Raw genomic sequence first — 22,489 nt, 5'->3', positions numbered from 1 at the left:
GCCGGCGCGATCCTAGGCAGCGCCGGCGCAGATGGCAAAGACCCGATCCGTCTCCTCTCGATATGATGAAGATATGGACCTGCGCCAGCTCCGCTACTTCCTGGCCGTGGCCCGGGCCGGCCACATCACCCGCGCGGCAGAGGAGCTGGGCATGCAGCAGCCGCCGCTCAGCCAGCAGATCAAGGCATTGGAGACCGAGCTCGGCATGCCGCTGTTCCAGCGCCATCCGCGTGGCGTGCGCCTGACCGACGCCGGCCAGCGCCTGCAGGACGAAGCCGGCCTCCTGCTGGCCGACTTCGACGCCATGCGCGCGCGCATGCTCTCGCTCAGCGACGGGCGGCACGGCCCGCTGTCGGTCGGCTTCACGAGTTCAGCCGCCGCCCATGCCTTCACACCCGAGACCTTGCGCGCCTGCCGCAGCCGCTACCCCGGCATCGCGCTGACCGTGCGCGAGAACAACGCCGCCGAGATCACCGAAGCCGTGGCCGCCGCGCGGCTGCACTGCGGCTTTCTGCGCGTGCCGGTGTCGGCGCCGCCCGGTGTCGTGCTGCAGCAGTTGCTGAGCGAGCCGGCCGTGCTGGCCGTGCCGCGCGGCCACGCGCTGGCCCGCCCCGCCACCTGCGCGGCGCTGCGCGACCTGCAGGACCAGCCGCTGGTGCTGGTGCGGCGCCCCGGCGCGCCGGGGCTGTACGCCAACCTGCTGGCACTGTGCGCCCAACAAGGCGTGCGCGTGCGCATCGCCGCCGAGGTCGAGCGCATGATGACCAACCTGAACCTGGTCGCGGCCGGTGCCGGCATCTCGGTGGTGCCGGCGTCCATGCGTGGCGTGCACCCGCACGCCGTCGTCTACCGCGCGCTGGAGCCGGCCGCAGCGCTCGATGCACCGCTCACCCTGGCCTGGCGCGAAGCCGATCGCAACGGGCCCACGGCCACGTTCGTCGCGCTGGTGCAGCGGCTGGCCGCCGCGCACCGCCGCAAGGCGCAGCGCCCAGGGCCGGGAGCGCCGGCATGACGGCGCGCCGCACGCTGTTGCTGGGCACCGCCGCTGCGTTGTGCGCGCCGGCCATCGCCAGCACGCCCTGGCCCAACCGCCCGCTGCGCCTGCTCGTGGCCTACGCCACCGGCGGCGTCAGCGACGACATCACGCGGCTGCTGGCCGAGCGCCTGGCCCAGCGCATCGGTGTGCCGGTGTTGGTGGAAAACCGCGGCGGCGCCGGCGGCGCCCTGGCCATGGCCGCGCTGGCGCGGGCGCCGGCCGATGGCCACACGCTGTGCTTCTCGGCCATCACCCCGCTGACGGTGGCGCCGCTGCTGGGCCCGGTGCGCTACGACCCCCAGCGCGACATCGCGCCCGTGGCCGGCGTCATGTCCACCCCGGTGCTGGTGGTCGCCACGCCGGCCCTGGCCGCGCGCGACCTGCCCGAAGCCCTGGGACGGGCCGGCACGGCCGGCCTGCGCTGGGCCAGTTCGGGCCTGGGCACCACCGGCCATCTGGTCATGGAGCAGGTGCGCCGCGCCAGCGGCGTGGCGATCACGCATGTGCCGTACAAGGGCGGCAGCCAGCAGATCAGCGACGCGCTGGGCGGGCAGTTCGAACTGCTGTCCACCAACGTGGGCTCGGTGCAGCTGGGCCATGTGCGCAAGGGGCGGCTGCAGGCGCTGGCGGTCGGCGCGCCGGCGCGCGTGCCCGTGCTGCCCGACGTGCAGACCCTGGCCGAGGCCGGCTTTCCTGCCGCCAACCTGTGGTCGCTGTTCGGCGTGTTCGCACCGGGCGACACGCCGACCGACCTGCGCGAGCAGATCAACACCGAGGTCAACGCCGTGCTGTCCGAGCCGGATCTGCAGCAGCGGCTGGTGGCCGTGAACAACCTGCCGATGCTGGACAGCCCGCGCGGCTTTGCGCAGCGCATTGCACAGGAGGCGGTGGTGCACCGGGCGCTGCTGCAGCAACGTTGAGCGTGACGCGCCACAACACCTCGTTACAGCTGTCCACAATCAAGGCAGATTGAATTCCGTGCTCACCGATAGACTCGGCGGCTTCTAAAGGAATGGCGCGATGACAAGAAACCGAACACGCGCGGCATGGGCACGGGCCTTGGCTGCAACGACCTTGAGCCTGACGCTCGGACTCCACAGCACGGCGAGCCTCGCGGTTCCCGTGGCCCACGACATGGTGCCGGAGGCCTCGTTGCTGACGGCTCTCGAACAGCCACAAGACCCGCAGCCCAGCGTTACGACTGCTGGTGGGCTGCCAGGCGACGTGTGGTGGATCTGCGCCTGCTACACCTTGGTGTACGTGAACCTCCCGTTCGAGATCATCCAGGTCGACTCCGGTGCGACGCCTTTCGCCGTGCCTGAGCCCGGCACCCTCGGACTCTTGGGCCTTGGCGTCGGTCTCGCCGGCATCGCGGCAGCACGGCGGCGCAGGCACTAAGCCCGCGTTTTGCGTCAAGGCTGCGCGTCGATGCGCTCGGCGCGGTGCTCGCCGTTCTGGTGCAGCACCAGCGCGTCGATGCGGCCATCGGCGTCGCGCACGAACTGCAGTTCGGCCGGCACCACCTCGTAGAAGTAGCGGTCGCGCTGGCCGGGCCGCGCGAACACCGGGAACGCCGGCTGCTGCGCCAGCCGCGCGATGAGCTGCCCTTGCTCGGCGCGGATGCTGAACACCGCGCCATTGCCCAGGCGGTAGCGGCCCACGGCATCGGCCACATCGCCCTGGGCCGGGATGGCCATGGCGACCCCATGCGCGCTGCGGCGGGCCTGCTGCGCGGCACCGCCCTGCTGTACCGTGAGCCGCGCCGACTCGGCCGCGGTGTCGAACTGGAACAGCAGGCCGCGCTCGGGTCGCGCAAAACGGCCTGGCCCCACGGCCACCAGCGGCGCGAAGCCCAGCGGCCCGCCGCGTGCATAGAGCTGGCCCTCGTGCAGCAGCACGCGGTACAGCGTGCCGTCTTCGCTGCGGTACTCGCCGGTCAACGGCGCCAGCTGGGCCGGCGCCACGGCGATGGGTTCCGAGGGCACCGGAAACAGCGCGGCCAGCACGCGGGCGCGCAACGTGGGCAGGGCCGCACGCGCATTGCTCGCACTGGCCACCAGCACCTGCCGGCCTTCGGGCATCAGCATCCAGAGCGTGCGGTAGCCGCCGGTCAGCCCGTCGTGCAGGTAGACGCGGCGCTCCGGTGGGCCGAGGATGAGGATGCCGTAGCCGATCTCGCCGCCCGCGTAGCGGCCCAGCGGCGCCAGCAGGCGCTCGGCGGCAGGGCCGAGCGGACCCTCGCGGCCGGCCAGGATGGCCTGGCCGAAGCGCAGCAGGTCGGCCGTGCTCGAGCGCAAGGCACCGGCGCCCGCATAGGCATCCATGTCCCACAGCGGCGCCGCGGTTTCCCCCTGGAAAGCCGGCAGCATGCGCGCGCGCCGCGCGGCATCCAGCGTCTGCACCGTGTCGGTGAGGCCGAGCGGCGCGGCAATGCGCTCGCGCACCAGCGTCTCCCAGGGCTGGCCGTGGTGCTGGGCCAGCAGGTTGCCGAGCAGCGCCATGCCGAGGTTGCTGTAGCGCGGCGCGCAGGGCGGCTGGCCGGCCAGCACCAGTTGCGGCAGCGCATCCCACAGTTGGGTGGGCGTCAGCGTGCGGATCTCGGCGGCGGCGTCCGGGCCGTCGGCCGCCAGGGTGCGCGGCAGGCATGCGCTGTGCGTGACGAGCTGGCGCAGCGTGAGCGCCGCCGCAGGCGTGTTGCGGGTCTGGCGCGGCAGGTGCTGGCCCAGCGTGTCGTCCAGCGACAGCTCGCCACGCTCCACGGCCTGTGCCAGCAGGAGCCCCGTGAAGACCTTGCTCACCGAGCCGATCTCGAACAGTGCCGTGTCGGCGTCGACGGCGCGCTCGGGCTGGCTGGCGCTGCCGCGCAGGATCTGCGTGCCGCGGGCGATCGCGACGACGGCCGCGCCGCGCTCACCCCCCAGCAATTGCCCGGCCAGCCGGGCTGGATCAGGCAGCTGCGGCAGCGGTTGCGCCAGCGCCGTGCCGGCGCACAGCGCGAGCCACCAGGCCCGCCAGCTCAAGCCGGCTCCATGCCCTGGCGCTGCTTGGCCTCGCTTGCGGCCGGCGCGGCGAAGAAGGCCAGCAGCGCACGCGCGGCCTCCGGCTGGCTGGCCGTGCGTGCGACGCCACCCGAGAACACGGTGGTGATCTGCACCGCCGGCGGCAGCGGGCCGAGCAGCGCGATGCCCTGCAGGTGGATCAGCTCGGCCAGCTGCTGGAAGCCCAGCGCGGCCTCGCCCTTGGCCACCAGCGAGCCCACGGGCACGCCGGGCGGCGCCTGCACGGTGCGGCTTTGCAGCTGCTCGGCCAGGCCCCAGCGCTCGAACAGCTTGACGAGTTGCACGCCGCTGGGGCCGGTGGAATAGCTGATGCTGGGCGCGGCCAGCACGGCGGCTTTCAAGGCCTCCTCGCTGGCGATGTCGGGCCTGGGCGCACCGGCACGCACGGCCACGGCCACGCCCGAACGCACGATGTCCACGCGGCTGCCGGCCACCACCGAGCCGCCGGCGATGAGTTTGTCGATGGCGTCCTGCGCCAGCATCACGAGGTCGAAGGGCTCGCCGGCCTGCACGCGCTTGGCGGCATCGACGCCACCCACCGATTCGAGCGCGATGTCCACCGCGTGGTCCTTCTGGTAAAGCGCGACGAGTTCGGCCAGCACCTGCTTGGTGGCCATCGAGGAAATGATCTTGAGCGTGGAGGCCATGGGCCCGTCTCCTGCAGGAAGGATGGTGACGGGCCGGATTATCGGAGCGTCAACCGCGGATGCTGGCGGCGATGCGCACGGCCTCGTCGAGCGTGGTCAGCTGCTCGGCATGCAGCGCGGCGAGCCGGGCCAGCTTCTGGCGGCCGGCCGCCAGCAGATGCACCTCCACCTGGCGCCGGTCCGTGGCGCTGGCGTGGCGCTCGACGAGGCCGGCCTCCTCGCAGCGCGTGACCAGCGCCACCACGCCGTGCGGCTGGGCCTGCAGGCAGTCCGCCAGCTCGCCGATGGTGGCCCATGCGCGGCCGGAAAAACCCTGCGTGTGCAGCAGCAGCTGGTACTGCAGCGCCGTGATGCCCTCGGCGCGCGCGGCGTCCTCGCTGAAGCGCAGGAAGCGGCGCAGCTGGTAGCGGAAATCGGACAGGGCCTCGTAGCGCTGCTTGTCGGTCGCTCCCTTTCGGTCGGGCATGGCGGTTCTCTTCCTGTTTTTTGTCCGGAAATATTAGCAGTCCAAGTCGTATGGAAATGGGGGGAACCCCCAACGCCAGCGTACGTGGAATTACTCATGTCATGATCCATTTCATCTCATAACATGATGTATCTGACTGGAACCTGACCCCACGGGTCGCCCGGTTCCCTGCCGTGGTGCCGCAGCCCGCGCCGGCTGCGCCCGTCCTTCCACCCCATCCCCACTCTTCTCACGCATGCAGATCAAGAGTCGCAAGGACTTCGTGTCCGGTTTGATGTTCATGGGCTTCGGCGCCGCCTTCTCGCTCGGCGCCTTCAACTACACCGTCGGCAACGCCGCGCGCATGGGCCCCGGCTACTTCCCGATGCTGCTGGGCGCGCTGCTGGCCGGCATGGGCGCATTCGTGCTGCTGGGCTCGTTTCGTTCGCAGCGCGCGGACGGCGGCCGGATCGGTGCCATCGCCTGGAAGCCGCTGCTCTACATCGTCGGCGCCAACCTGGCTTTCGGCGTGCTGCTGGGCGGCGTGCCTTCGCTGGGCATCCCGGCCATGGGGCTGATCGCGGCGATCTTCGCGGCAGTCATCATCTCCAGCATGGCGGGCAGCCGCTATGTCTTCCGCGGCTCCCTGATCCTGGCCGTGATCCTGGCCATCGGCAGCTACCTGACCTTCGTGATGGGGCTGAGCCTGCAGTTCCAGGTCTGGCCTACGTTCATCACCGGCTGAGGAGGCTGACCCATGGAATTGCTCGACCATCTTGCGCTCGGCTTCAGCGCCGCCTTCACGCTGCAGAACCTGCTGTACGCCTTCATCGGCTGCCTGCTGGGCACGCTGATCGGCGTGCTGCCCGGCGTCGGCCCGGTGGCCACCATCGCCATGCTGCTGCCTGCCACTTACGCACTGCCCCCGGTGGCGGCGCTGATCATGCTGGCCGGCATCTACTACGGCTCGCAGTACGGTGGCTCGACCACCGCCATCCTGGTCAACCTGCCCGGTGAATCCTCGTCGGTGGTGACCGTGATCGACGGCCACCAGATGGCCAAGAAAGGGCGTGGTGGTGCCGCACTGGCGGCAGCTGGCATCGGCTCGTTCTTCGCGGGCAGCGTGGCCACGCTGGTGCTGGCCGCCTTCGCGCCGCCGCTGACCGAGATCGCCTTCAAGTTCGGCCCGGCCGAGTACTTCTCGCTGATGGTGCTGGGGCTGATCGGCGCCGTGGTGCTGGCCTCGGGCTCGCTGCTCAAGGCCATCAGCATGATCGTGCTGGGCTTGCTGTTCGGCCTGGTCGGCACCGACGTGAACTCGGGCGTGGCGCGCTACAGCTTCGACATCCCCGAACTGACCGACGGCATCAGCTTCATCGCCATCGCCATGGGCGTGTTCGGCTACGGCGAGATCATCGCCAACCTGGGTCAGCCAGAGGAGGAGCGCCAGGTCTTCACGGCCGACGTGAAGGGCCTGTTCCCGACCAAGGAGGACTGGAAGCACATGGTGCCGGCAATCCTGCGCGGCACGGCCCTGGGCAGCTCCATGGGCATCCTGCCCGGCGGCGGCTCGCTGCTGTCGGCCTTTGCCTCGTATGCATTGGAGAAGAAGCTCAAGCTGCGCCCCGGCGAGGTGCCGTTCGGCGAAGGCAACATCCGCGGCGTGGCCGGCCCAGAGTCGGCCAACAACGCCGGCGCGCAGACCTCCTTCATCCCGCTGCTGACGCTGGGCATTCCCGGCAATGCCGTGATGGCGCTGATGGTGGGCGCGATGACCATCCACAACATCCAGCCGGGCCCGCAGGTGATGACCAGCAACCCCGAGCTGTTCTGGGGCCTGATCGCCTCGATGTGGATCGGCAACGCCATGCTGATCATCCTGAACCTGCCGCTGATCGGCATCTGGATCAAGCTGCTGTCGGTGCCCTACCACTGGCTGTTCCCGGCCATCGTGCTGTTCTGCGCCATCGGTGTGTACTCGACCAACAACAACACCTTCGACGTCTGGATGCTGGGCTGGTTCGGCATCCTGGGCTACATCTTCCACAAGCTCGAATGCGAGCCGGCACCGCTGCTGCTGGGCCTGATCCTGGGGCCGATGATGGAAGAGAACCTGCGCCGCGCGCTGCTGCTGTCGCGCGGCGACTGGAGCGTGTTCGTCACGCGGCCGATCTCGGCCTCTCTGCTGGTCGGTGCCGTGCTGCTGCTGGCCATCGTGCTGCTGCCTGCGGTGCGCAGCAAGCGCGAGGAAGCCTTCGTCGAGGAAGGCTGACAACGCAGGCCCCCACTGCCGGCCCGGCTCTCCTCCAGGGGAGCCGGGCCGGCCTGTTTTCAGAACTTGAGCGTCTTGAACAGGTTGTTGTACTGGTCCGTCCACAGCGGCGCGCCGGGCGGGGGCGCCAGCAGCCAGCCGGCTTCCTGCATGGGGTCGGGGATGCTGCGGCCGACCAGCACCCAGCTGGTGAAGCTCAGATGGTCCTCGACGGGGCTGTCGTCGACCTGCCAGGCCACGAGGCCGTGGGCCTGGGCCAGCTGTGCCACCACTGGCGCAAGGTCCAGGTAGCGGTTGGAGATGTGGAAGGCCACCAGCCCATCGGGCTTCAGGTGCGCCAGGTACACGCCCAGCGCCTCGCGCGTGAGCAGGTGCACGGGGATCGAGTCGCTGGAGAACGCATCGACCGCGATCACGTCGTAGCCGCCCGGCCGGCCTTCGGCCAGCTCGCGTTCCATCGACAGGCGCGCATCGCCCAGCCGCATCTGCGGCGCGGTGGGCGCATCGGCGATGTAGCGGAACCAGCGCCGCGCGGCCTCGACCACCTGGGCGTCGAGCTCGTAGACGATGTAGTCGTCACCCGCCCGCGCGTAGCTCAGCAGCGTGCCGGTGCCCAGGCCCACAGAGCCCACGCGCAGCGGCCCCGCCTCGCCCTTGGTGGCCAGCACACGGCCGATGCCGCTGGTCTCGCCGTAGTAACTGGTGGGCTTGCGGCGCCGGTCTTCGGCCGTGTATTGCTCGCCGTGCATGATGGTGCCGTGCAGCAGGCGGCGCACCTCGTCGTCGCCGCTGCCGGCCTGGGTCACGCGCAGCATGCCGTAGGTGTTGCGCGCGCTGGCGATGCTGCCGGCATGCTGGGCGCGCACGTACTCGAGGCCGTACCAGGACACCCCGCCCACCCCCGCCAGCGCCGCCGCGAGCGGCAGCGCGCGCAGCGACCAGCGCCCCAACCCCGCGCGCCAGCCGGCCAGCAGGCCGACCAGCGTGACGGCCAGCAGCAGGCCCGGCAGCTCCCAGTAGGCCGTCAACACGCGCGGCGCGACCAGGCCCACGCCCAGCCCGCCGATGGCCCCGCCCAGCGCCATGCACAGGTAAAACCGCGTGAGGTGCTGCGGCGGCGGCCGCAACGCCGCCATCTCGCCGTGGCAGACCATGCACACCAGGAACAGCCCACTGGCGAACAGCGGGATCGCGACCCGGATGTGCAGCACGCCGTTGCTCGCCGACAGCGCCCAGGCCATGGCCACGGTCACGGCCAGCGTGGGCAGCAGCCAAAGCCGGCGCGCCACCGGCCCCAGATACCAGCCGCGCCCGCCCCGGCCCTCGAACACCAGCATGAAGGACAGCAGGTACAGCGCCAGCGGCACGATCCACAGGAAGGGGATGGAGGCCACGTTCTGCGTCATGTGCGTGGTGACCGCGAGCAGCAAGGCCGAGGGCAGCATGGCCAGCAGCGTCCACACCGCGTGCAGGCCCAGGCCAGGCACGGGCTCTGTGGCCGGCGCGGCATGCGCCTGTGTGGCCGCCCCCGCGGCCCCGGTGGCGCGCCAGGCCACGCCGGCGCAGGCCAGTGCGAAGACCCCGTAGGCCACGCTCCAGGCGCGCGACTGGATGCCGCTGTCGAACCAGGGCTCCACCAGGAAGGGATAGGCCAGCAGCGCCGCCAGCGAGCCCGCGTTGGACCAGGCGAACAGCCGGTAGACCTGGCGCTGCTGCGCCGGCACCACGGCTTGGCTGAGCCAGCGCTGCAGCAGCGGCGAGGTGGCGGCCAGCGACATGTAGGGCAGGCCCACGGTGACCACCAGCAGCGCCAGGATGCCGCGCGCGGCATCGGCCTCGCCGGCCGGCTTGAACACGGCGTCCGGCACGATGGGCAGCGTCAGCAGCGCGGCCGCCAGCAACGCCAGATGCACCACGCGCTGCACGCGCGGTGGGCGTGCCTGCAGCCAGTGGGCATACACGTACCCGGCCAGCAGCGCGCACTGGAAGAACACCATGCTGACCGTCCACACCGCCGAACTGCCGCCGAACCAGGGCAGGATCTGCTTGGCCAGGATGGGCTGCACGAGGAACAGCAGGAAGCTGGAAAGGACGATGGTGGCGCCGCTGGCGAGAGTGATGAACATCGGTGGTCCTGGCTGCGAGGTCGGCGCATTCTGCACACGCGGCCGCCAGCGCACCGTAGGAGAACACCCACGGGCCGAACGCCTGCCGTCCGCTGGCGCGCGGGCAGGCACCGCGGGATGCTCGGAGGAACGGACACGGTGTCCAGGAGTTGCGCATGGCACAAAAAGCACAGATCACGGGCAAGGTGGAGTACCGCGAGGGCGACGGCCCACTGATCCCGATCCGCAAGGGCCCGGTCGAGGTCACGACCACGGCGCAGGACGCCACGCTCAGCTGGCACGACGATGGCGGCGAGGTGCGCAGCAGCACGGCCATGCCGATCGCCGACTTCAAACGCTATCTGTCCGAAGGGGCGATCCAGCTGGACGCCTGACGCCGCGCGGCGCGCGGGCCACAATCGCCGGCCCATGTCCCTGCGCGCCTTCCACCCCGCCGTCGCGGCCTGGTTCCGCCAGGCGTTCCGCCGCGCCACGCCGGCCCAGCGCGCGGCCTGGCCCAGCATCCGCGCGGGCCGCCACACGCTGGTGGCCGCGCCCACGGGTTCGGGCAAGACACTGACGGCCTTCCTCGCGGCGCTGGACGACCTGGTGCGCCAGGGCCTGTCGGCTTCGGGCCTGGCGGACGGCACGCAGGTGGTGTATGTCTCGCCGCTCAAGGCGCTTTCCAACGACATCGCGCTGAACCTGATGGCGCCGCTGGACGGCATCCGCGCCGAACTGGCCGCACGCGGCCTGGCCGAGCCGGCCATCCGTGTGGCTGTGCGCACGGGCGACACGCCGGCGCGCGAACGCGCGCTGAGCATCCGCAAGCCGCCCCACATCCTGGTCACCACACCCGAATCGCTCTACGTGCTGCTGGGCTCGGCCTCGGGCCGGCGCATGCTGGGCGGCGTGCGCACCGTCATCGTCGACGAGATCCATGCACTGGCGGCCAACAAGCGCGGCAGCCACCTGGCGCTCTCGCTGGAGCGGCTGCAGGACCTGACGGGCGCACCCCTCACGCGCATCGGCCTGTCGGCCACGCAAAAGCCCATCGAGGAGGTGGCGCGCTTCCTGGTCGGTGCCGCGGCCGTCGATGCCGAGGGCCGCGCCGACTGCGCCATCGTCGACATCGGCTATGCCAAGCGCCGCGACCTTGCGCTGGAGCTGCCGCCCACGCCGCTGGCCGCCGTGATGTCGAACGCGCAGTGGGAGCAGGTCTACGGCCGCGTGGCGGAACTCGCGCTGGCGCACCGCACCACGCTGGTGTTCGTCAACACGCGGCGCATGGCCGAGCGCGCCGCGCGGCACCTGGCCGAGCGGCTCGGCAAGGAGGCCGTGGCCGCCCACCACGGCAGCCTGTCGCGCGAGCTGCGGCTCGACGCCGAACAGCGCTTGAAGCGCGGCGAACTCAAACTGCTGGTGGCCACCGCGTCGCTGGAGCTGGGCCTGGACATCGGCGAGGTCGACTTGGTCTGCCAGCTCGGCTCGCCGCGCGCGATCTCCACCTTCCTGCAGCGCGCCGGCCGCTCCGGCCATGCGGTCGGCGGCGTGCCCAAGGCGCGGCTGTTCCCGCAGTCGCAGGGCGAGCTGCTGGAATGCGCGGCGCTGCTCGATTGCGTGCGCCGCGGCGAACTCGACACGCTGTCCATCGTGCCGCAGCCGCTGGACGTGCTGGCCCAGCAGATCGTGGCCGAGACCGCCTGCCGAGAGTGGCACGAGGACGCGCTCTACGCGCTGGTGCGCCGCGCCTGGCCCTATGCTGGCCTGGCGCGCGCCGACTTCGATGCCGTGGTGCGCATGCTGGCCGAGGGCACCAGCACGCGCCAGGGCCAGCGCGGCAGCTACGTGCACCGCGATGCCGTGCACCAGTTGCTGCGCGAGCGCAAGGGCGCGCGCATGACCGCGTTGACCTCGGGCGGCACCATCCCCGACGCAGGCGACTACGCCGTGCTGCTGGAGCCGCAGGCCCAGACCATCGGCAACGTCAACGAGGACTTCGCCGTCGAGAGCCTGGCCGGCGACGTGTTCCAGCTCGGCAACACGAGCTACCGCATCCTCAAGATCGAGCCGGGCCGTGTGCGCGTGGAGGATGCCCAGGGCGCTGCGCCCAACATCCCGTTCTGGCTCGGCGAGGCACCGGGCCGCAGCGATGCGCTGTCGCTGGGCGTCTCGCGGCTGCGCGCCGAGCTCGCGCAGCGGCTGCGGCCCGAGCCGGCCGCGGCGCGCGACTGGCTGCAGCAGGAGCTCGCGCTGGACGCGGACGCCGCACAGCAGCTCGTCGACCAGCTGGACCGCACGCTGGCCAGTCTCGGCGCGCTGCCCACCCAGCAGTGCGTGGTGCTGGAGCGCTTCTTCGACGCCTCCGGCGGCATGCAGCTGGTGCTGCACGCGCCCTTCGGCAGCCGGCTCAACCGCGCCTGGGGCCTGGCGCTGCGCAAGCGCTTTTGCCGCAGCTTCAACTTCGAGCTGCAGGCCGCGGCCACGGACGACGCCATCGTGCTCTCGCTGTCGACCAGCCACAGCTTTCCGCTCGAGGAAGTGGCACGCTACCTGCATCCGGCCACGGCGCTCGACGTGCTGGTGCAGGCCGTGCTGGACGCACCGCTGTTCGGCGTGCGCTGGCGCTGGAACGCCACCACGGCGCTGGCGCTGCCGCGCTTCGCGGGCGGGCGCCGCGTGGCGCCGCAGCTGCAGCGCATGAAGTCCGAGGATCTGCTGGCCGCCGTGTTTCCCGACCAGGTGGCCTGTGCCGAGAACCTGCAGGGCCCGCGCGAGGTGCCCGAGCACCCGCTCGTGGCGCAGACGCTGCGCGACTGCCTGCACGACGCCATGGACAGCGCCGGCTGGCTGCGCGTGCTGCAGGGCCTGGCCGACGGCAGCGTGGCGGTGGTCGCGCGCGACCTGCCCGCGCCCTCGCCGCTGGCGGCCGAGGCCTTGAACGCGAAGCCCTATGCCTTCCTGGACGATGCGCCGCTGGAAGAGCGCCGCACCCAGGCCGTGCTGAACCGGCGCTACACCGACCCCGGGAACAGCGACGCGCTGGGCCAGCTCGACCCTGGCGCCATCGCCAGCGTGCGCGAGCAGGCCTGGCCGCAGGCGCGCACAGCCGACGAGCTGCACGAGGCGCTCTGCGGCCTGGGCGTGCTGACCGAAGCCGAAGCCGCCGGCGCTGCGCACTGGCCAGGCTTGCTGGAGCACTTGGTGGCGGCCGGACGCGCCACGCGGCTCGTGCCGGGCGATGGCGCAGGCCTGTGGGTCGCGGCCGAGCGGCTGGCGCTGCTGCAGCAGCTGCACCCGCAGGGCCAGGCCCAGCCGCCACTGGCGTGGGCGCCGGCCAGCGAAGCTGCGGCGCCCGAGGAAGCCGCCACCGCACTGCTGCGCATGCGCCTGTCCGGCCTGGGCCCGGTCACGCCGGCCCGGCTGGCGGCCGACCTGCAACTGCTGCCGGCGACGGTGGACGCCGCCCTGGCCGCATTGCAGCGCGAGGGCTCGGCCATGCAGGGCATCTTCACGCCCGGCGCGCCAGACGCCGAGTGGTGCGAACGCCACCTGCTCGCGCGCATCCACCGCTACACGCTGCACCAGCTGCGGCGCGAGATCGAGCCCGTGGAGCCGCGCGATTTCATGCGCTTTCTGTTCGATTGGCAGCATGTGGGCGCGACCAGCCGCATGCGCGGCCCGGAGGCGCTCGGCGGCCTGCTGGCCCAGCTGGAAGCCTACGAGGCGCCCGCCGCGGCCTGGGAGTCCGACCTGCTGCCCGCGCGGCTGGCCGACTACAGCAGCAGCTGGCTGGACGAGCTCACGACCGCGGGCCGCAGCCTCTGGGCCCGGCTGCGGCCGGCCGACCCGGGCGGGCGCGGCGGCGGCGCCGTGGCCTTGCGCGCCGCGCCCATCGTGCTGCTGCCGCGCCGCCATGCCGGCACCTGGACGCAGCTCGCCCCGACACCTGCCGACGAGGCCCAGGCCAGCGGCCGCGCGCGCCGCGTGCTGGACTGGCTCGCCGCGCACGGCGCCTCGTTCTTCGACGAGATCGAGGCCGGCGCCCGCTTGCTGCCGGCCGAGCTCGAGGACGCGCTGGCCGAGCTCGTCGCCCATGGCCAGGTGCATTGCGACAGCACGGCCGGCCTGCGCGCGCTGATGCTGCCGGCGGCCAAGCGCAGCGCCCATGCCCGCCGGCGCCGCGGCGTGGCGCTGTTCGGCGTGCAGGACGCTGGCCGCTGGACCCTGGTGCGGCGCGCCGCGGCCGAGCCCACGGCCGCCGCCCAGGCCGAGGCGCTGGAGCATGTGGCGCACGCCCTGCTGCGCCGCTACGGCGTGGTGTGCTGGAACCTGCTGGAGCGCGAGGCACCCTGGCTGCCGCGCTGGCGCGACCTGGTGCGCGTCTACCGGCGGCTGGAGGCACGCGGCGAACTGCGCGGCGGCCGCTTCATCGCAGGCGTGGCGGGCGAGCAGTTCGCGCTGCCCGAGGCCATCGCCGCACTGCGCCAGACACGCCGCCAGGCCCACGACGGGCAACTGGTCTGCCTGGCCGCCAGCGACCCGGCCAACCTGCTCGGCAGCATCCTGCCCGGCAGCCGCGTGCCGCGGCAGGCCGGCGCGCGCGTGCTGTACCGCGACGGCCTGGCCATCGCCAGCTGGACGGCCGGCCGCATGGAGGCCCTGGTGGCGCTTGCACCGGCCGAGCAGGCCGAGGCCGCGCGCGTGCTGGGCCAGCTGCCGGCGCCCCGCGCGGTGCCGCTGCCGGTACCCGGCTGACGCACTCATCCACAAGACTGCGCTTTCCGCCAGGCGGCGCAGGCCAGAGAATCCGTGCGCGCGGTCGCCAATACCGCATCCACCGGGTTCACGCATGGAAACTTCCGATGGCAGTCTCTGGCTCTACCGCAAGCTCGCCGCCCTGCGGCGCCTGAACTACCGCGCCAAGATCCTGTTGCTGGCTTTTCTCGGCATCCACGTGCCGCTGATCGTGCTGGCGCTTTGGTCTGTGTTCCGCAGTTCGGGCGACTGGCGCATGCTGGTCGAGACCTTGCTCGTCACGCTCGCCGCCACGCTGCTGGGCACGGCGGCGACGCTGCTGGCGCTGGGCCACCTGCTGCGGCCCGTGACGCTGACCTCGCGCGCGCTGCGCGCCTTCCGCGAGGGCCGACAGCACGCTGCGCTGCCCGGGGGCTACACGGACGAGGCCGGCACGCTGATGGCCGACGCCCAGCAAACCTTGCAGGAGCTGGGCGCGGCGCTGCACCGCCTGTCGTACATCGACGAGGCATCCGACCTGCCCAACCGCCGGCATTTCGAGCAACAGGTGGCCCAACGCATCGCCAGCGGCCGGCCGGTGGTCGTCGCGGCGCTGCAGTTCGACAACCTGCCGCGCATCACCCACACGCTGGACGTGCGCCATGCCGAAGAGGCCATGCGCCAGATCGGCGCGCGGCTGCGCGGACACGCCGCCTTCGACGACCAGCTCTCGCGCATCGGCGCGCGGGCCTTCGGCTGCCTGGTCGGTGCCGGCGATGGCGTGGCGGAAGGCGTGCGCGCCGGCCTGGCCAGCTGCGCGCAGGAATGCCCCGTTGGGGCCATCGTGGTGCATCCGGTGCTGCACGCCGGCCTGGCCGCGTACCCGGTGGACGCAGCCAGCCCGGCCGCCCTGGTCGATGCGGCCGTCTCCGCCGCCAGCCGGGCCAGCGCGTTGACGCCGGTGGCGCTGCATTCGCCGCAAGCCCGCGAAACCGCGCAGCAGCGCCTGCGGCTGGAGCACGAGCTGCGCCGTGCGCTGCAGCACGACGAGTTCGTGCTGCACTTCCAGCCCGTGGTGGACCTGCAGGCCGGCCGCACCGTCGGCGCCGAGGCCCTGCTGCGCTGGAACCACCCCGAGCGCGGCATGGTGCTGCCGCAGGCCTTCATCGGCGCGGCCGAAGCCTCGGGCCTCATGGAGCCGCTCGGCCTGTGGGTGCTGCGCCAGGCCTGCGCGCAGCTGAAGGAATGGAACGCCGGCGAACTGCCCGGCTTTCGCCTGGCCATCAACGTGTCGGCCCGGCAGTTCCAGAACCCGGCGCTGCACCAGCTCGTCATCGACACCATCGCCCACTACGGGATCGCCCCGGACCAGCTCGAGATCGAACTGACCGAGACCGCCGCCACCGCCGACCACGCCCACACGCGGCGCGTGTTCACACGCCTGCGCGAGGCCGGCATCCGGATCGCCATCGACGACTTCGGCACCGGCTACGCCAGCATGAGCGCGCTGCGCACCCTGCCTTTCGACAAGCTCAAGATCGACCGCGAATTCGTCAGCGGCGTGCAGGGCCTGCGCCAGAGCCAGGCCATCTGCAGCGCACTGATCGCGCTGGCCAAGGGCCTGGACCTGCAGGTGGTGGCCGAAGGCGCGGAGACCGAGCTGGAAGTGCGAGAACTGGCGGAGCGCGGTTGCCAGCTGTTCCAGGGCTACTACTTCGCTCGGCCGGTGCCGGCCGCGTCGCTCGTGCACACCATGGCCATGCAGCGGCCCTTGGCGCTGAAGGCAGGGACGGCGCCAAGACGGCTGCATTGAGCCTTTGCGCAGCACCAAAGACAAAGGCGCTGCAACCTGATGGTTGCAGCGCCTTGCTTGGATTTGGTGGCCTGGGTCGGAATCGAACCAACGACACGCGGATTTTCAATCCGCTGCTCTACCAACTGAGCTACCGGGCCGGGGAGCCTATGAGTATATATCAAATTGCGGCACGTTTGCCGCGGGAGAGATCGACACCCAATTGCTTCAGCTTGCGGTAGAGGTGCGTGCGCTCCAGACCGGTCTTTTCGGCGACGCGCGTCATGGAGCCGCCTTCCTGGGCGAGATGGAATTCGAAGTAGGCCTTCTCGAAGCCGTCGCGCGCTTCGCGCAGGGGCTTGTCGAGTTCGAAGGTCTGGCGCGCCTGCGGGCCGCTGTCGGCCACGACCACTGCAGGGGCGCTGCCCAGCGTGCCCGGCATGGCCACCGCATCGGCCGGCTCGGCCTTGGCCTCGGCCACACCGGAGATGGGCGCACCCGGCAGCCCGGGCTTGCGCAGCGCATTGCGCGCCAACGCCTGTTCCACGGCCTTGAGCAGCTTTTGCAGCGTGATCGGCTTTTCGAGGAAGGAGTGCGCGCCGATCTTGGTCGCCTCGACGGCGGTATCGATGGTGGCGTGGCCACTCATCATGATCACCGGCATCGTCAGCGTGCCGGCGCTCGACCATTCCTTGAGCAGCGAGACGCCGTCGGTGTCGGGCATCCAGATGTCCAGCAGCACCAGGTCAGGACGGGCACGTGCGCGGGCTGCACGGGCCTGGGCCGCGTTCTCGGCCAGCTCGATGTTGTGGCCTTCGTCGTTGAGGATTTCGGAGAGCAGATCCCGAATCCCCAGTTCGTCGTCGACCACGAGTATGTTTGCCATTGTTCAGAAGAAGCGCAGTTGCCGTTTGCCATCGAGCGGGCAGCTAGGCCGCGCCATCAACGGCGAATGATAACGACACTTGCGCACCGATCACGACGCCATCGACCACGCGATTCGCAAGGTCGATGCGCGCACGGTGTTCGTCGGCGATCTTCTTGACGACCGCGAGGCCCAGTCCGGTGCCGCGCGGCTTGGTCGTGACATAGGGTTCGAAGGCGCGCTTGAGCAGCGCTTCGGGAAAGCCGGTGCCCTGGTCGCGCACCGACAGGCGCACGCGCTGCGTCTGCTCCAGCCATTGCGTGCGCAAGCGCACGGCGCCACCGTCTTCGGCACCGGCCTGGCGGCCACCGGCCTCGGTGGCATCCTGCGCGTTCTGCAGCAGGTTGTGGATGACCTGGCGCAGTTGCTCTGCATCGCCGCGGATGGGCGGGCACCGCGCGTCCAGGTCGAGCAGCACGGGCACGGCCGCGCCTTCCTGCGGATAGAGCTGCATCACGTTGTGCACCAGCGCATTGAGATCCAGGGGCTTGAGTTCGGCCGCAGGCAGGCGCGCGTAGTCGCGGAACTCGTTGACCAGCCGCTTGAGGGCATCGACCTGTTCGACGATGGTGCGCACGGACTTGCCCAGGAGCGCGCGTTCGGCCTCGCCATCGAGCTTGGGCTCGAGCTTCATCTGCAGCCGCTCGGCCGACAGCTGGATCGGCGTGAGCGGGTTCTTGATCTCGTGCGCGAGCCGGCGCGCCACCTCGCCCCAGGCCTGTGCGCGCTGGGCCGAGACGATCTCGGAGATGTCGTCGAACACGAGCAGCCGCGTCTGGTCGGGCAGCTGCGCGCCGCGCGCCAGCAGCACCACCGCGTCCTGCGAGAACGCCGACTGCGCAGCATGCAGCTCGAAGGACTGCTGCCAATGGTCCAGCCCATGGTGGTCGCGGCCTTCGTCCAGCCGCTCGAACTGGGTCTGCACGCTTTGCGCCAGGATATCCAGGCCGGCGACCGCGGCCAGCGGCTGGCCTTCGAAAGCGGCCAGCGGCGCGCGCAGGATGCGCGTGGCGCCGGGATTGGACGAGAGCACGCGGCCATTCGCATCGAGCACGATGACCCCGGAGGTCAGGTTGTCCAGGATGGTCTGCAGGTTGGCGCGGGCGTGGTCGAGCTGCTCCATGCTGTGGTCGGCGGCCTGGCGCGCGTCGGACAGCTGCTGCGTCATGTCGGCGAACGAGCGCGTGAGGCCGGCCAGCTCGTCGCGGCTTTGCAGCACGGCCTTGGGCGTGAGGTCGCCCGCGGCCACCTGGCGCACGCCGTGGGCCAGCAGCAGCAGCGGGCGGGCCAGTTGGTTGCCCAGCAGCACGGCGAGCAGCACGGCGCCGAACACCGCGAGGAACAGGCTCAGCGTGAGCGTGCCGATGTACATGCGCTGCAGGCCGGTGCGGGCCAGCGCGCGCTCCTGGTATTCGCGGTTGGCCTCCTGGACCGCCAGCGCGTTGTCGACCAGCACCTGGGGCAGGCGCTGGCTGGCCTGCAGGAAGCGCGGTTCTGCCAGCAGCCCCACGCTGGCGCTGGGCACCAGCGCCAAGGCCTTGACGCGGCCTTGGGCAGCCGCACCGGGGATGGGATCGTCCAGGCCTTCGACCATGGCGACCACGCGCTGGTTGCGTGCATTGCGCAGCTGCTGGGCCGTGACGCGCTCGGGCGTGAGCAGCACGCTGGACTGGCCAGCACTGGCGATCAGCTGGCCGGAGGCGCTCCACAGCACCACCTCGCTGGCGGCCAACTGGTCGCGGATCCGCTCCAGTGTCAGGCCGGCCGCGGCGTCCGGCACCTCGGCCAGCTGGCCGCTGGCGATGCGCGTCTTGTTGCCCAGGTCGTTGGCCAGCACCTCCAGCGTGGTGCGGCCCAGGTTCACGCCGGCATCGAGCGCGCCCTCGACCTTGACGTCGAACCAGCTCTCGATGGAGCGCGAGACAAACTGGTAGGACACGACGTAGATGACCAGCCCCGGCACCAGCCCGACCAGCGCGAAGATGGCCGCCAGCTTGACCAGCAGCCGGCTGCCGAAGCGCCCGCGCCGCACACGCACGGCGAGCCGCACCATGGCCCACAGGATCACGGCCGCCAACACGCTGGCAACCACCACGTTCAGCACGAAGAGCCGCGCGTAGTTGCGCTCGTAGAGTTCACGGTTGTTCGTGGCCTGGGTCAGCAGGAACAGCAGCACCAGGCCCAGGCCCAGGATCACGGCGGCACCGATGCCCACGGCCCAGCGCAGGGCGCGGGCGCGGCGCGGATCCACGCCGCCAGCGGCCTGCGGCAGGCTGGCGCTCACTTGGCGCCTTCCGCCGGCAGCTTCACGCTGGCGCTGGCTGCGATGCTCCACTCGGACTGGCCGACCGCGCCGATCTGGAACGGTCTCGGCAGCTGGGACACATCCAGCCCGAAGCGAAAGCGCAGCAGGTGCGGGGTGTCCGTGGGAATGTCGGCGGCACGCGCGATGGGCCAGCGGCCAAAACGCTGCACGCTGGCCAGCGCCTCGGGCAGCGACTCGAAGGTCTGCGCCAGCGTCACGCCCAGGCCCGAGGTCTCGATCGGCCGGGCCCCGACGTTGAGCCGCCAGCGCCGCGTGAGGGGCTGGTAGGCCAGCCGCATGTGGCGCGTGGCGCTCGCCACGGTCTTGTCGGTCCAGTACCAGCGCTCGCGCACGATGTCCGCCTCGGCGACGAAGAACATGGGGATGCCCTTGTGCAGCGCGTCCTCGACCTGCGCGCTGAGCTCGAATTGCACCTCGGCACTGAGCTCCAGCTCACCGTCCACGCGCTGGACCAGCAGCTGGGTGATCGCCGCCGACCCGGATGCCGGGCCTTCGGCCTGCGCCCAGGCGCACGCCAGCAGCAGCACGAGCCAGACGCTAGCGCGGGCCTTTCTCCAGCAAGCTGTAAAAAAAACCATCGTTGTCACGCGGACGATTGTCCGGGACGGCCGGCGCAGCCGCGGCGCTGCAGGGGATTAAATGGCCGGGCGATGGCAGCAATCGCGCCTCACTGTGGTGCGCAAGAAACGTTTCGACGCGCTCGCGCCCTTCGGCCGGAAACACGGAACAGGTGGCGAACAGCAGCCGGCCGCCCGGGGCGACGAGCGGCCACAGCGCCCGCAGCAGCCGGTCCTGCTGGACCACCAGCTGGGCGATGTCGCTCTCGCGGCGCAGCCAACGCACATCGGGGTGGCGCCGCACGATGCCCGATGCGCTGCAGGGCGCGTCCAGCAGGATGGCGTCGAAGGGCCGCCCATCCCACCAGTGGGCGACATCGGCCGCGTCGGCGGCCCGCACGTGCGCCGCCAGGCCCAGGCGCGCGAGGTTCTCGTGGATGCGGGCGCAGCGGGCCGGGTCCACGTCCAGCGCAGTCAGTTCGGCGTCCGCGCACTCCAGCAGGTGGGCCGTCTTGCCACCGGGCGCAGCGCAGGCGTCCAGCAGGCGCAACGGTCGGCCCGCCGGACGGGCCAGGCCGTCGAGCAGCAGGGGTGCGGCCAGCTGGGCCGCGGCGTCCTGCACCGACCAGGCGCCCTCGGCGTAGCCGGGCAGCTCGGGCACCGGACGCGGGCGCGGCAGCAGCAGGCCGTCTTCGCCGATGGGTTGGGCCGCGATGCCCTCAGCCTCCAGCCGCGCCTGCATGGCCGCCACGGTGCTGCGGCGACGGTTCACGCGCAGCGTTAGCGGCGCCGCATGGTCGGAAGCCTGCAGCACGGCCTGCCAGTCTTCGGGCCAATCGCGCTGCATGCGCGCGATCCACCAGCGCGGGTGGTTCCATTGCGCGACCGGGTCGCGCGCACTGACCGCGACCAGCGCATCGCGCTCGCGCAGGAAGCGCCGCAGGCAGGCATTCAAGAAGCCGGACTGCGCGCGCGCACCGCCGCGCCGGGCCGCCTCGACGGTCTGGTCGACCAGCGTGAACGGCGTGTACGGCGCGTTCGCTTCGTCCCAGACCAGCGCCAGCGCCAGGCACAGCAGCGCATCCACGGGCGGCGCTGGCGCGCGCTTGGCCAGCAGGCTGCGCAAGGCCTCGGCCCGGCCCAGCTGGCGCAGGGCATGGAACAGCAGGGACTGGGCGGCCGGCCGGAAGGCCGGCGCGACGGCGGCCAGCGCCGTGGTCGCGCTCTGGCCGGCACGCACGGCCTGCAGCGCTGTCGCCGCGGCCTGCAGTTGCTGCCACAGCGGCGGGGCCTGGGTGGTGTTCAAACGCTCATCCCAGCGTGTCCGCCCAGATGTTCTGCGCCCAGTTCATGGCGTAGACACCTTCGAGTTCGGTCGGGCCCGTGCTCACGCCGCCGGAGCCGGCCACGGCCTTGAAGGTCTTCTCTGCCGCGTCGTAGGCGTGCACGCTGGCCACGTGGACCACGTTGCGGTCGTCGACGAAGCTGTAGCAGGTGTTGTTGAGCATGGGGGCGGGGTTCACGTCCCAGCCGGACAGCTGCGCCACGATGGCCGCGGCGGCCACCTTGCCATGGCCGTTGGCCATGTGGCCGCTCTTGGGCATGGCGGGTGCGATCTGGATGGAGTCGCCGATCACGAAGACGTCGCGTGCAGCCGTCGATTCGAAGCTCTGGTAGTTCACGCCGCACCAGCGGTTGTTGGCCATGTTGTTGAGGCCGGCCTGCACCGCGATGGCGCCCGCGCGCATGGCCGGCAGCGCGTTGATGACTTGCGCCTTGACGTCCTCGTGCACCTCGAACTTGACCAGGCCGGCCTTGGCGTCGACCGCCATGGTCTTGTGCTGCGGCAGGTAGTCGACGATGCCTTTGTATTGCTCGGCCCAGACCTTCTTGAACAACGGACCCTTGGAGGTGACGTCCGGGTTCGCGTCCAGGATCAAAACCTTGCTGCGCGGCTTGAAGTGCTTGAAGTACCAGGCGACCTGGCTGGCACGCTCGTAGGGCCCCGGCGGGCAGCGGTACGGCGCCTCGGGAATGGTGATGGCGTAGACGCCGCCGTCGGGCATGGCTTCGAGTTGGCGCCGCAGCGCCACGGTCTCAGGGCCTGCCTTCCAGGCCTGCAGGACCTGGCCTGCCGCATGCGCGGCCTGCAGGCCCTCGATGCTGCCGAACTGCAGTTCCACGCCGGGCGAGACCACGAGCTTGTCGTAGGCGATGGTCCCGCCGCCAGCCAGCTTGACCGTGCGCGCCGTGGTGTCGATGGCAACGGCGCTGTCGCGCACGCGCGTCACGCCGTGGCGGCGCGAGAGTTCGGTGTAGGGCGATGTCACCTCGGCGATCTGGCGGCTGCCGCCGATCACGAGGTTGGAGAGCGGGCAGGACACGAAGGCCTCGTTCGGCTCGACGAGCACCACATCGATCTTGTCGTCCGACAGCATGCGCACGTACTTGGCCGCGGTGGCGCCGCCGTAGCCGCCGCCGATGACCACGACCTTGGCTTTGGAGGGAATGGCCCCCGTGCTGGCGCAGCCAGCCAGGCCCAGCAGGGCCAGGCCGGCGGAGGAATGCAGGAAGGAACGTCGTTGCAT

17 protein-coding genes and 1 tRNA gene are annotated in these 22,489 nt (G+C 71.3%); 8 read left to right on the top strand and 10 right to left on the bottom strand.

Annotation, left to right across the window (positions count from 1 at the left end; all coding sequences use genetic code 11):
* The first annotated feature begins 73 nt into the window (after positions 1 to 73).
* The 3 genes from DES41_RS27580 to DES41_RS38900 all read left to right on the top strand — a co-directional run bounded on the left by DES41_RS27580 (position 74) and on the right by DES41_RS38900 (position 2,434).
* Positions 74 to 1,012, top strand: coding sequence for a LysR family transcriptional regulator (locus DES41_RS27580; RefSeq protein WP_114470830.1), 939 nt, complete (start codon positions 74 to 76; stop codon positions 1,010 to 1,012).
* Positions 1,009 to 1,956 (top strand): Bug family tripartite tricarboxylate transporter substrate binding protein, encoded by a 948-nt coding sequence (locus tag DES41_RS27575; protein WP_114470829.1) that lies wholly within the window; start codon positions 1,009 to 1,011, stop codon positions 1,954 to 1,956. Before DES41_RS27580 ends, DES41_RS27575 begins: the two co-directional genes overlap by 4 nt.
* A gap of 154 nt (positions 1,957 to 2,110) precedes the next feature.
* On the top strand, positions 2,111 to 2,434 hold the full coding sequence (locus DES41_RS38900; protein WP_211333101.1) for a PEP-CTERM sorting domain-containing protein: 324 nt from the start codon (positions 2,111 to 2,113) through the stop codon (positions 2,432 to 2,434).
* 14 nt (positions 2,435 to 2,448) lie between these two features.
* Here DES41_RS38900 and DES41_RS27565 read toward each other — a convergent pair whose 3' ends face one another.
* The 3 genes from DES41_RS27565 to DES41_RS27555 are packed head-to-tail and all read right to left on the bottom strand — an operon-like array spanning position 2,449 to position 5,208.
* Positions 2,449 to 4,056: a serine hydrolase gene (locus DES41_RS27565; RefSeq protein WP_114470828.1), complete on the bottom strand. Its 1,608-nt coding sequence runs from the start codon at positions 4,054 to 4,056 to the stop codon at positions 2,449 to 2,451.
* Positions 4,053 to 4,742 carry a substrate-binding domain-containing protein gene (locus DES41_RS27560; RefSeq protein ID WP_114470827.1) on the bottom strand — a complete coding sequence of 230 codons (690 nt, stop codon included), beginning with the start codon at positions 4,740 to 4,742 and terminating at the stop codon, positions 4,053 to 4,055. Before DES41_RS27560 ends, DES41_RS27565 begins: the two co-directional genes overlap by 4 nt.
* Positions 4,743 to 4,791: 49 nt before the next feature.
* Positions 4,792 to 5,208, bottom strand: a complete 417-nt coding sequence (locus DES41_RS27555; protein ID WP_114470826.1) for a MarR family winged helix-turn-helix transcriptional regulator — start codon at positions 5,206 to 5,208, stop codon at positions 4,792 to 4,794.
* 235 nt (positions 5,209 to 5,443) lie between these two features.
* Here DES41_RS27555 and DES41_RS27550 point away from each other — a divergent pair, with 235 nt between their 5' ends.
* Positions 5,444 to 5,932, top strand: coding sequence for a tripartite tricarboxylate transporter TctB family protein (locus DES41_RS27550; RefSeq protein ID WP_114470825.1), 489 nt, complete (start codon positions 5,444 to 5,446; stop codon positions 5,930 to 5,932).
* Positions 5,933 to 5,944: 12 nt separating this feature from the next.
* Complete coding sequence (locus DES41_RS27545; RefSeq protein WP_114470824.1) at positions 5,945 to 7,459, top strand: tripartite tricarboxylate transporter permease; 1,515 nt, start codon at positions 5,945 to 5,947, stop codon at positions 7,457 to 7,459.
* Positions 7,460 to 7,518: 59 nt separating this feature from the next.
* On the opposite strand, the gene DES41_RS27540 is transcribed toward DES41_RS27545, so the two are convergent.
* A complete protein-coding gene (locus DES41_RS27540; RefSeq protein WP_114470823.1) occupies positions 7,519 to 9,585 on the bottom strand; it encodes a spermidine synthase in 2,067 nt (688 codons plus the stop codon).
* Positions 9,586 to 9,740: 155 nt separating this feature from the next.
* On the opposite strand from DES41_RS27540, the gene DES41_RS27535 reads away from it, so the two are divergent.
* The 3 genes from DES41_RS27535 to DES41_RS27525 all read left to right on the top strand — a co-directional run bounded on the left by DES41_RS27535 (position 9,741) and on the right by DES41_RS27525 (position 16,114).
* Positions 9,741 to 9,959 (top strand): hypothetical protein, encoded by a 219-nt coding sequence (locus tag DES41_RS27535; RefSeq protein ID WP_114470822.1) that lies wholly within the window; start codon positions 9,741 to 9,743, stop codon positions 9,957 to 9,959.
* Positions 9,960 to 9,993: 34 nt separating this feature from the next.
* Entirely contained in the window at positions 9,994 to 14,322 is a 4,329-nt protein-coding gene (locus DES41_RS27530) for a DEAD/DEAH box helicase (RefSeq protein ID WP_114470821.1), read from the top strand.
* A 94-nt stretch (positions 14,323 to 14,416) separates the two neighbouring features.
* Complete coding sequence (locus tag DES41_RS27525) at positions 14,417 to 16,114, top strand: putative bifunctional diguanylate cyclase/phosphodiesterase (protein ID WP_114470820.1); 1,698 nt, start codon at positions 14,417 to 14,419, stop codon at positions 16,112 to 16,114.
* Positions 16,115 to 16,178: 64 nt separating this feature from the next.
* Here DES41_RS27525 and DES41_RS27520 read toward each other — a convergent pair.
* From DES41_RS27520 to DES41_RS27495, 6 genes are all read right to left on the bottom strand, one after another.
* A tRNA-Phe gene (locus DES41_RS27520) sits at positions 16,179 to 16,254 on the bottom strand.
* A 20-nt stretch (positions 16,255 to 16,274) separates the two neighbouring features.
* A complete protein-coding gene (locus DES41_RS27515) occupies positions 16,275 to 16,979 on the bottom strand; it encodes a response regulator (protein WP_114470819.1) in 705 nt (234 codons plus the stop codon).
* Positions 16,980 to 17,022: 43 nt separating this feature from the next.
* A complete protein-coding gene (locus tag DES41_RS27510) occupies positions 17,023 to 19,302 on the bottom strand; it encodes a sensor histidine kinase (protein WP_211333099.1) in 2,280 nt (759 codons plus the stop codon).
* Positions 19,299 to 19,871, bottom strand: a complete 573-nt coding sequence (locus tag DES41_RS27505) for a DUF4390 domain-containing protein (protein ID WP_245965891.1) — start codon at positions 19,869 to 19,871, stop codon at positions 19,299 to 19,301. Before DES41_RS27505 ends, DES41_RS27510 begins: the two co-directional genes overlap by 4 nt.
* Positions 19,872 to 19,881: 10 nt before the next feature.
* Positions 19,882 to 21,207, bottom strand: coding sequence for a 16S rRNA (cytosine(967)-C(5))-methyltransferase RsmB (gene rsmB, locus DES41_RS27500; protein ID WP_114470817.1), 1,326 nt, complete (start codon positions 21,205 to 21,207; stop codon positions 19,882 to 19,884).
* Between the two features lie 4 nt (positions 21,208 to 21,211).
* On the bottom strand, positions 21,212 to 22,489 hold the full coding sequence (locus DES41_RS27495) for an NAD(P)/FAD-dependent oxidoreductase (RefSeq protein ID WP_114470816.1): 1,278 nt from the start codon (positions 22,487 to 22,489) through the stop codon (positions 21,212 to 21,214).

Source organism: Pseudorhodoferax soli (assembly GCF_003337555.1).
In the GTDB taxonomy this organism is placed as follows: domain Bacteria; phylum Pseudomonadota; class Gammaproteobacteria; order Burkholderiales; family Burkholderiaceae_C; genus Pseudorhodoferax; species Pseudorhodoferax soli.
This window is presented reverse-complemented; position numbering and strand designations above follow the sequence as displayed.

Excerpts from the sequence above, each read along its gene's own strand:
- DES41_RS27580 (WP_114470830.1), top strand. The coding sequence starts at position 74 with ATGGACCTGCGCCAGCTCCGCTACTTCCTGGCCGTGGCCCGGGCCGGC.
- DES41_RS27575 (WP_114470829.1), top strand. The coding sequence starts at position 1,009 with ATGACGGCGCGCCGCACGCTGTTGCTGGGCACCGCCGCTGCGTTGTGC.
- DES41_RS27560 (WP_114470827.1), bottom strand. The coding sequence starts at position 4,742 with ATGGCCTCCACGCTCAAGATCATTTCCTCGATGGCCACCAAGCAGGTG.
- DES41_RS27555 (WP_114470826.1), bottom strand. The coding sequence starts at position 5,208 with ATGCCCGACCGAAAGGGAGCGACCGACAAGCAGCGCTACGAGGCCCTG.
- DES41_RS27550 (WP_114470825.1), top strand. The coding sequence starts at position 5,444 with ATGCAGATCAAGAGTCGCAAGGACTTCGTGTCCGGTTTGATGTTCATG.
- DES41_RS27545 (WP_114470824.1), top strand. The coding sequence starts at position 5,945 with ATGGAATTGCTCGACCATCTTGCGCTCGGCTTCAGCGCCGCCTTCACG.
- DES41_RS27540 (WP_114470823.1), bottom strand. The coding sequence starts at position 9,585 with ATGTTCATCACTCTCGCCAGCGGCGCCACCATCGTCCTTTCCAGCTTC.
- DES41_RS27535 (WP_114470822.1), top strand. The coding sequence starts at position 9,741 with ATGGCACAAAAAGCACAGATCACGGGCAAGGTGGAGTACCGCGAGGGC.
- DES41_RS27530 (WP_114470821.1), top strand. The coding sequence starts at position 9,994 with ATGTCCCTGCGCGCCTTCCACCCCGCCGTCGCGGCCTGGTTCCGCCAG.
- DES41_RS27525 (WP_114470820.1), top strand. The coding sequence starts at position 14,417 with ATGGAAACTTCCGATGGCAGTCTCTGGCTCTACCGCAAGCTCGCCGCC.
- DES41_RS27515 (WP_114470819.1), bottom strand. The coding sequence starts at position 16,979 with ATGGCAAACATACTCGTGGTCGACGACGAACTGGGGATTCGGGATCTG.
- DES41_RS27495 (WP_114470816.1), bottom strand. The coding sequence starts at position 22,489 with ATGCAACGACGTTCCTTCCTGCATTCCTCCGCCGGCCTGGCCCTGCTG.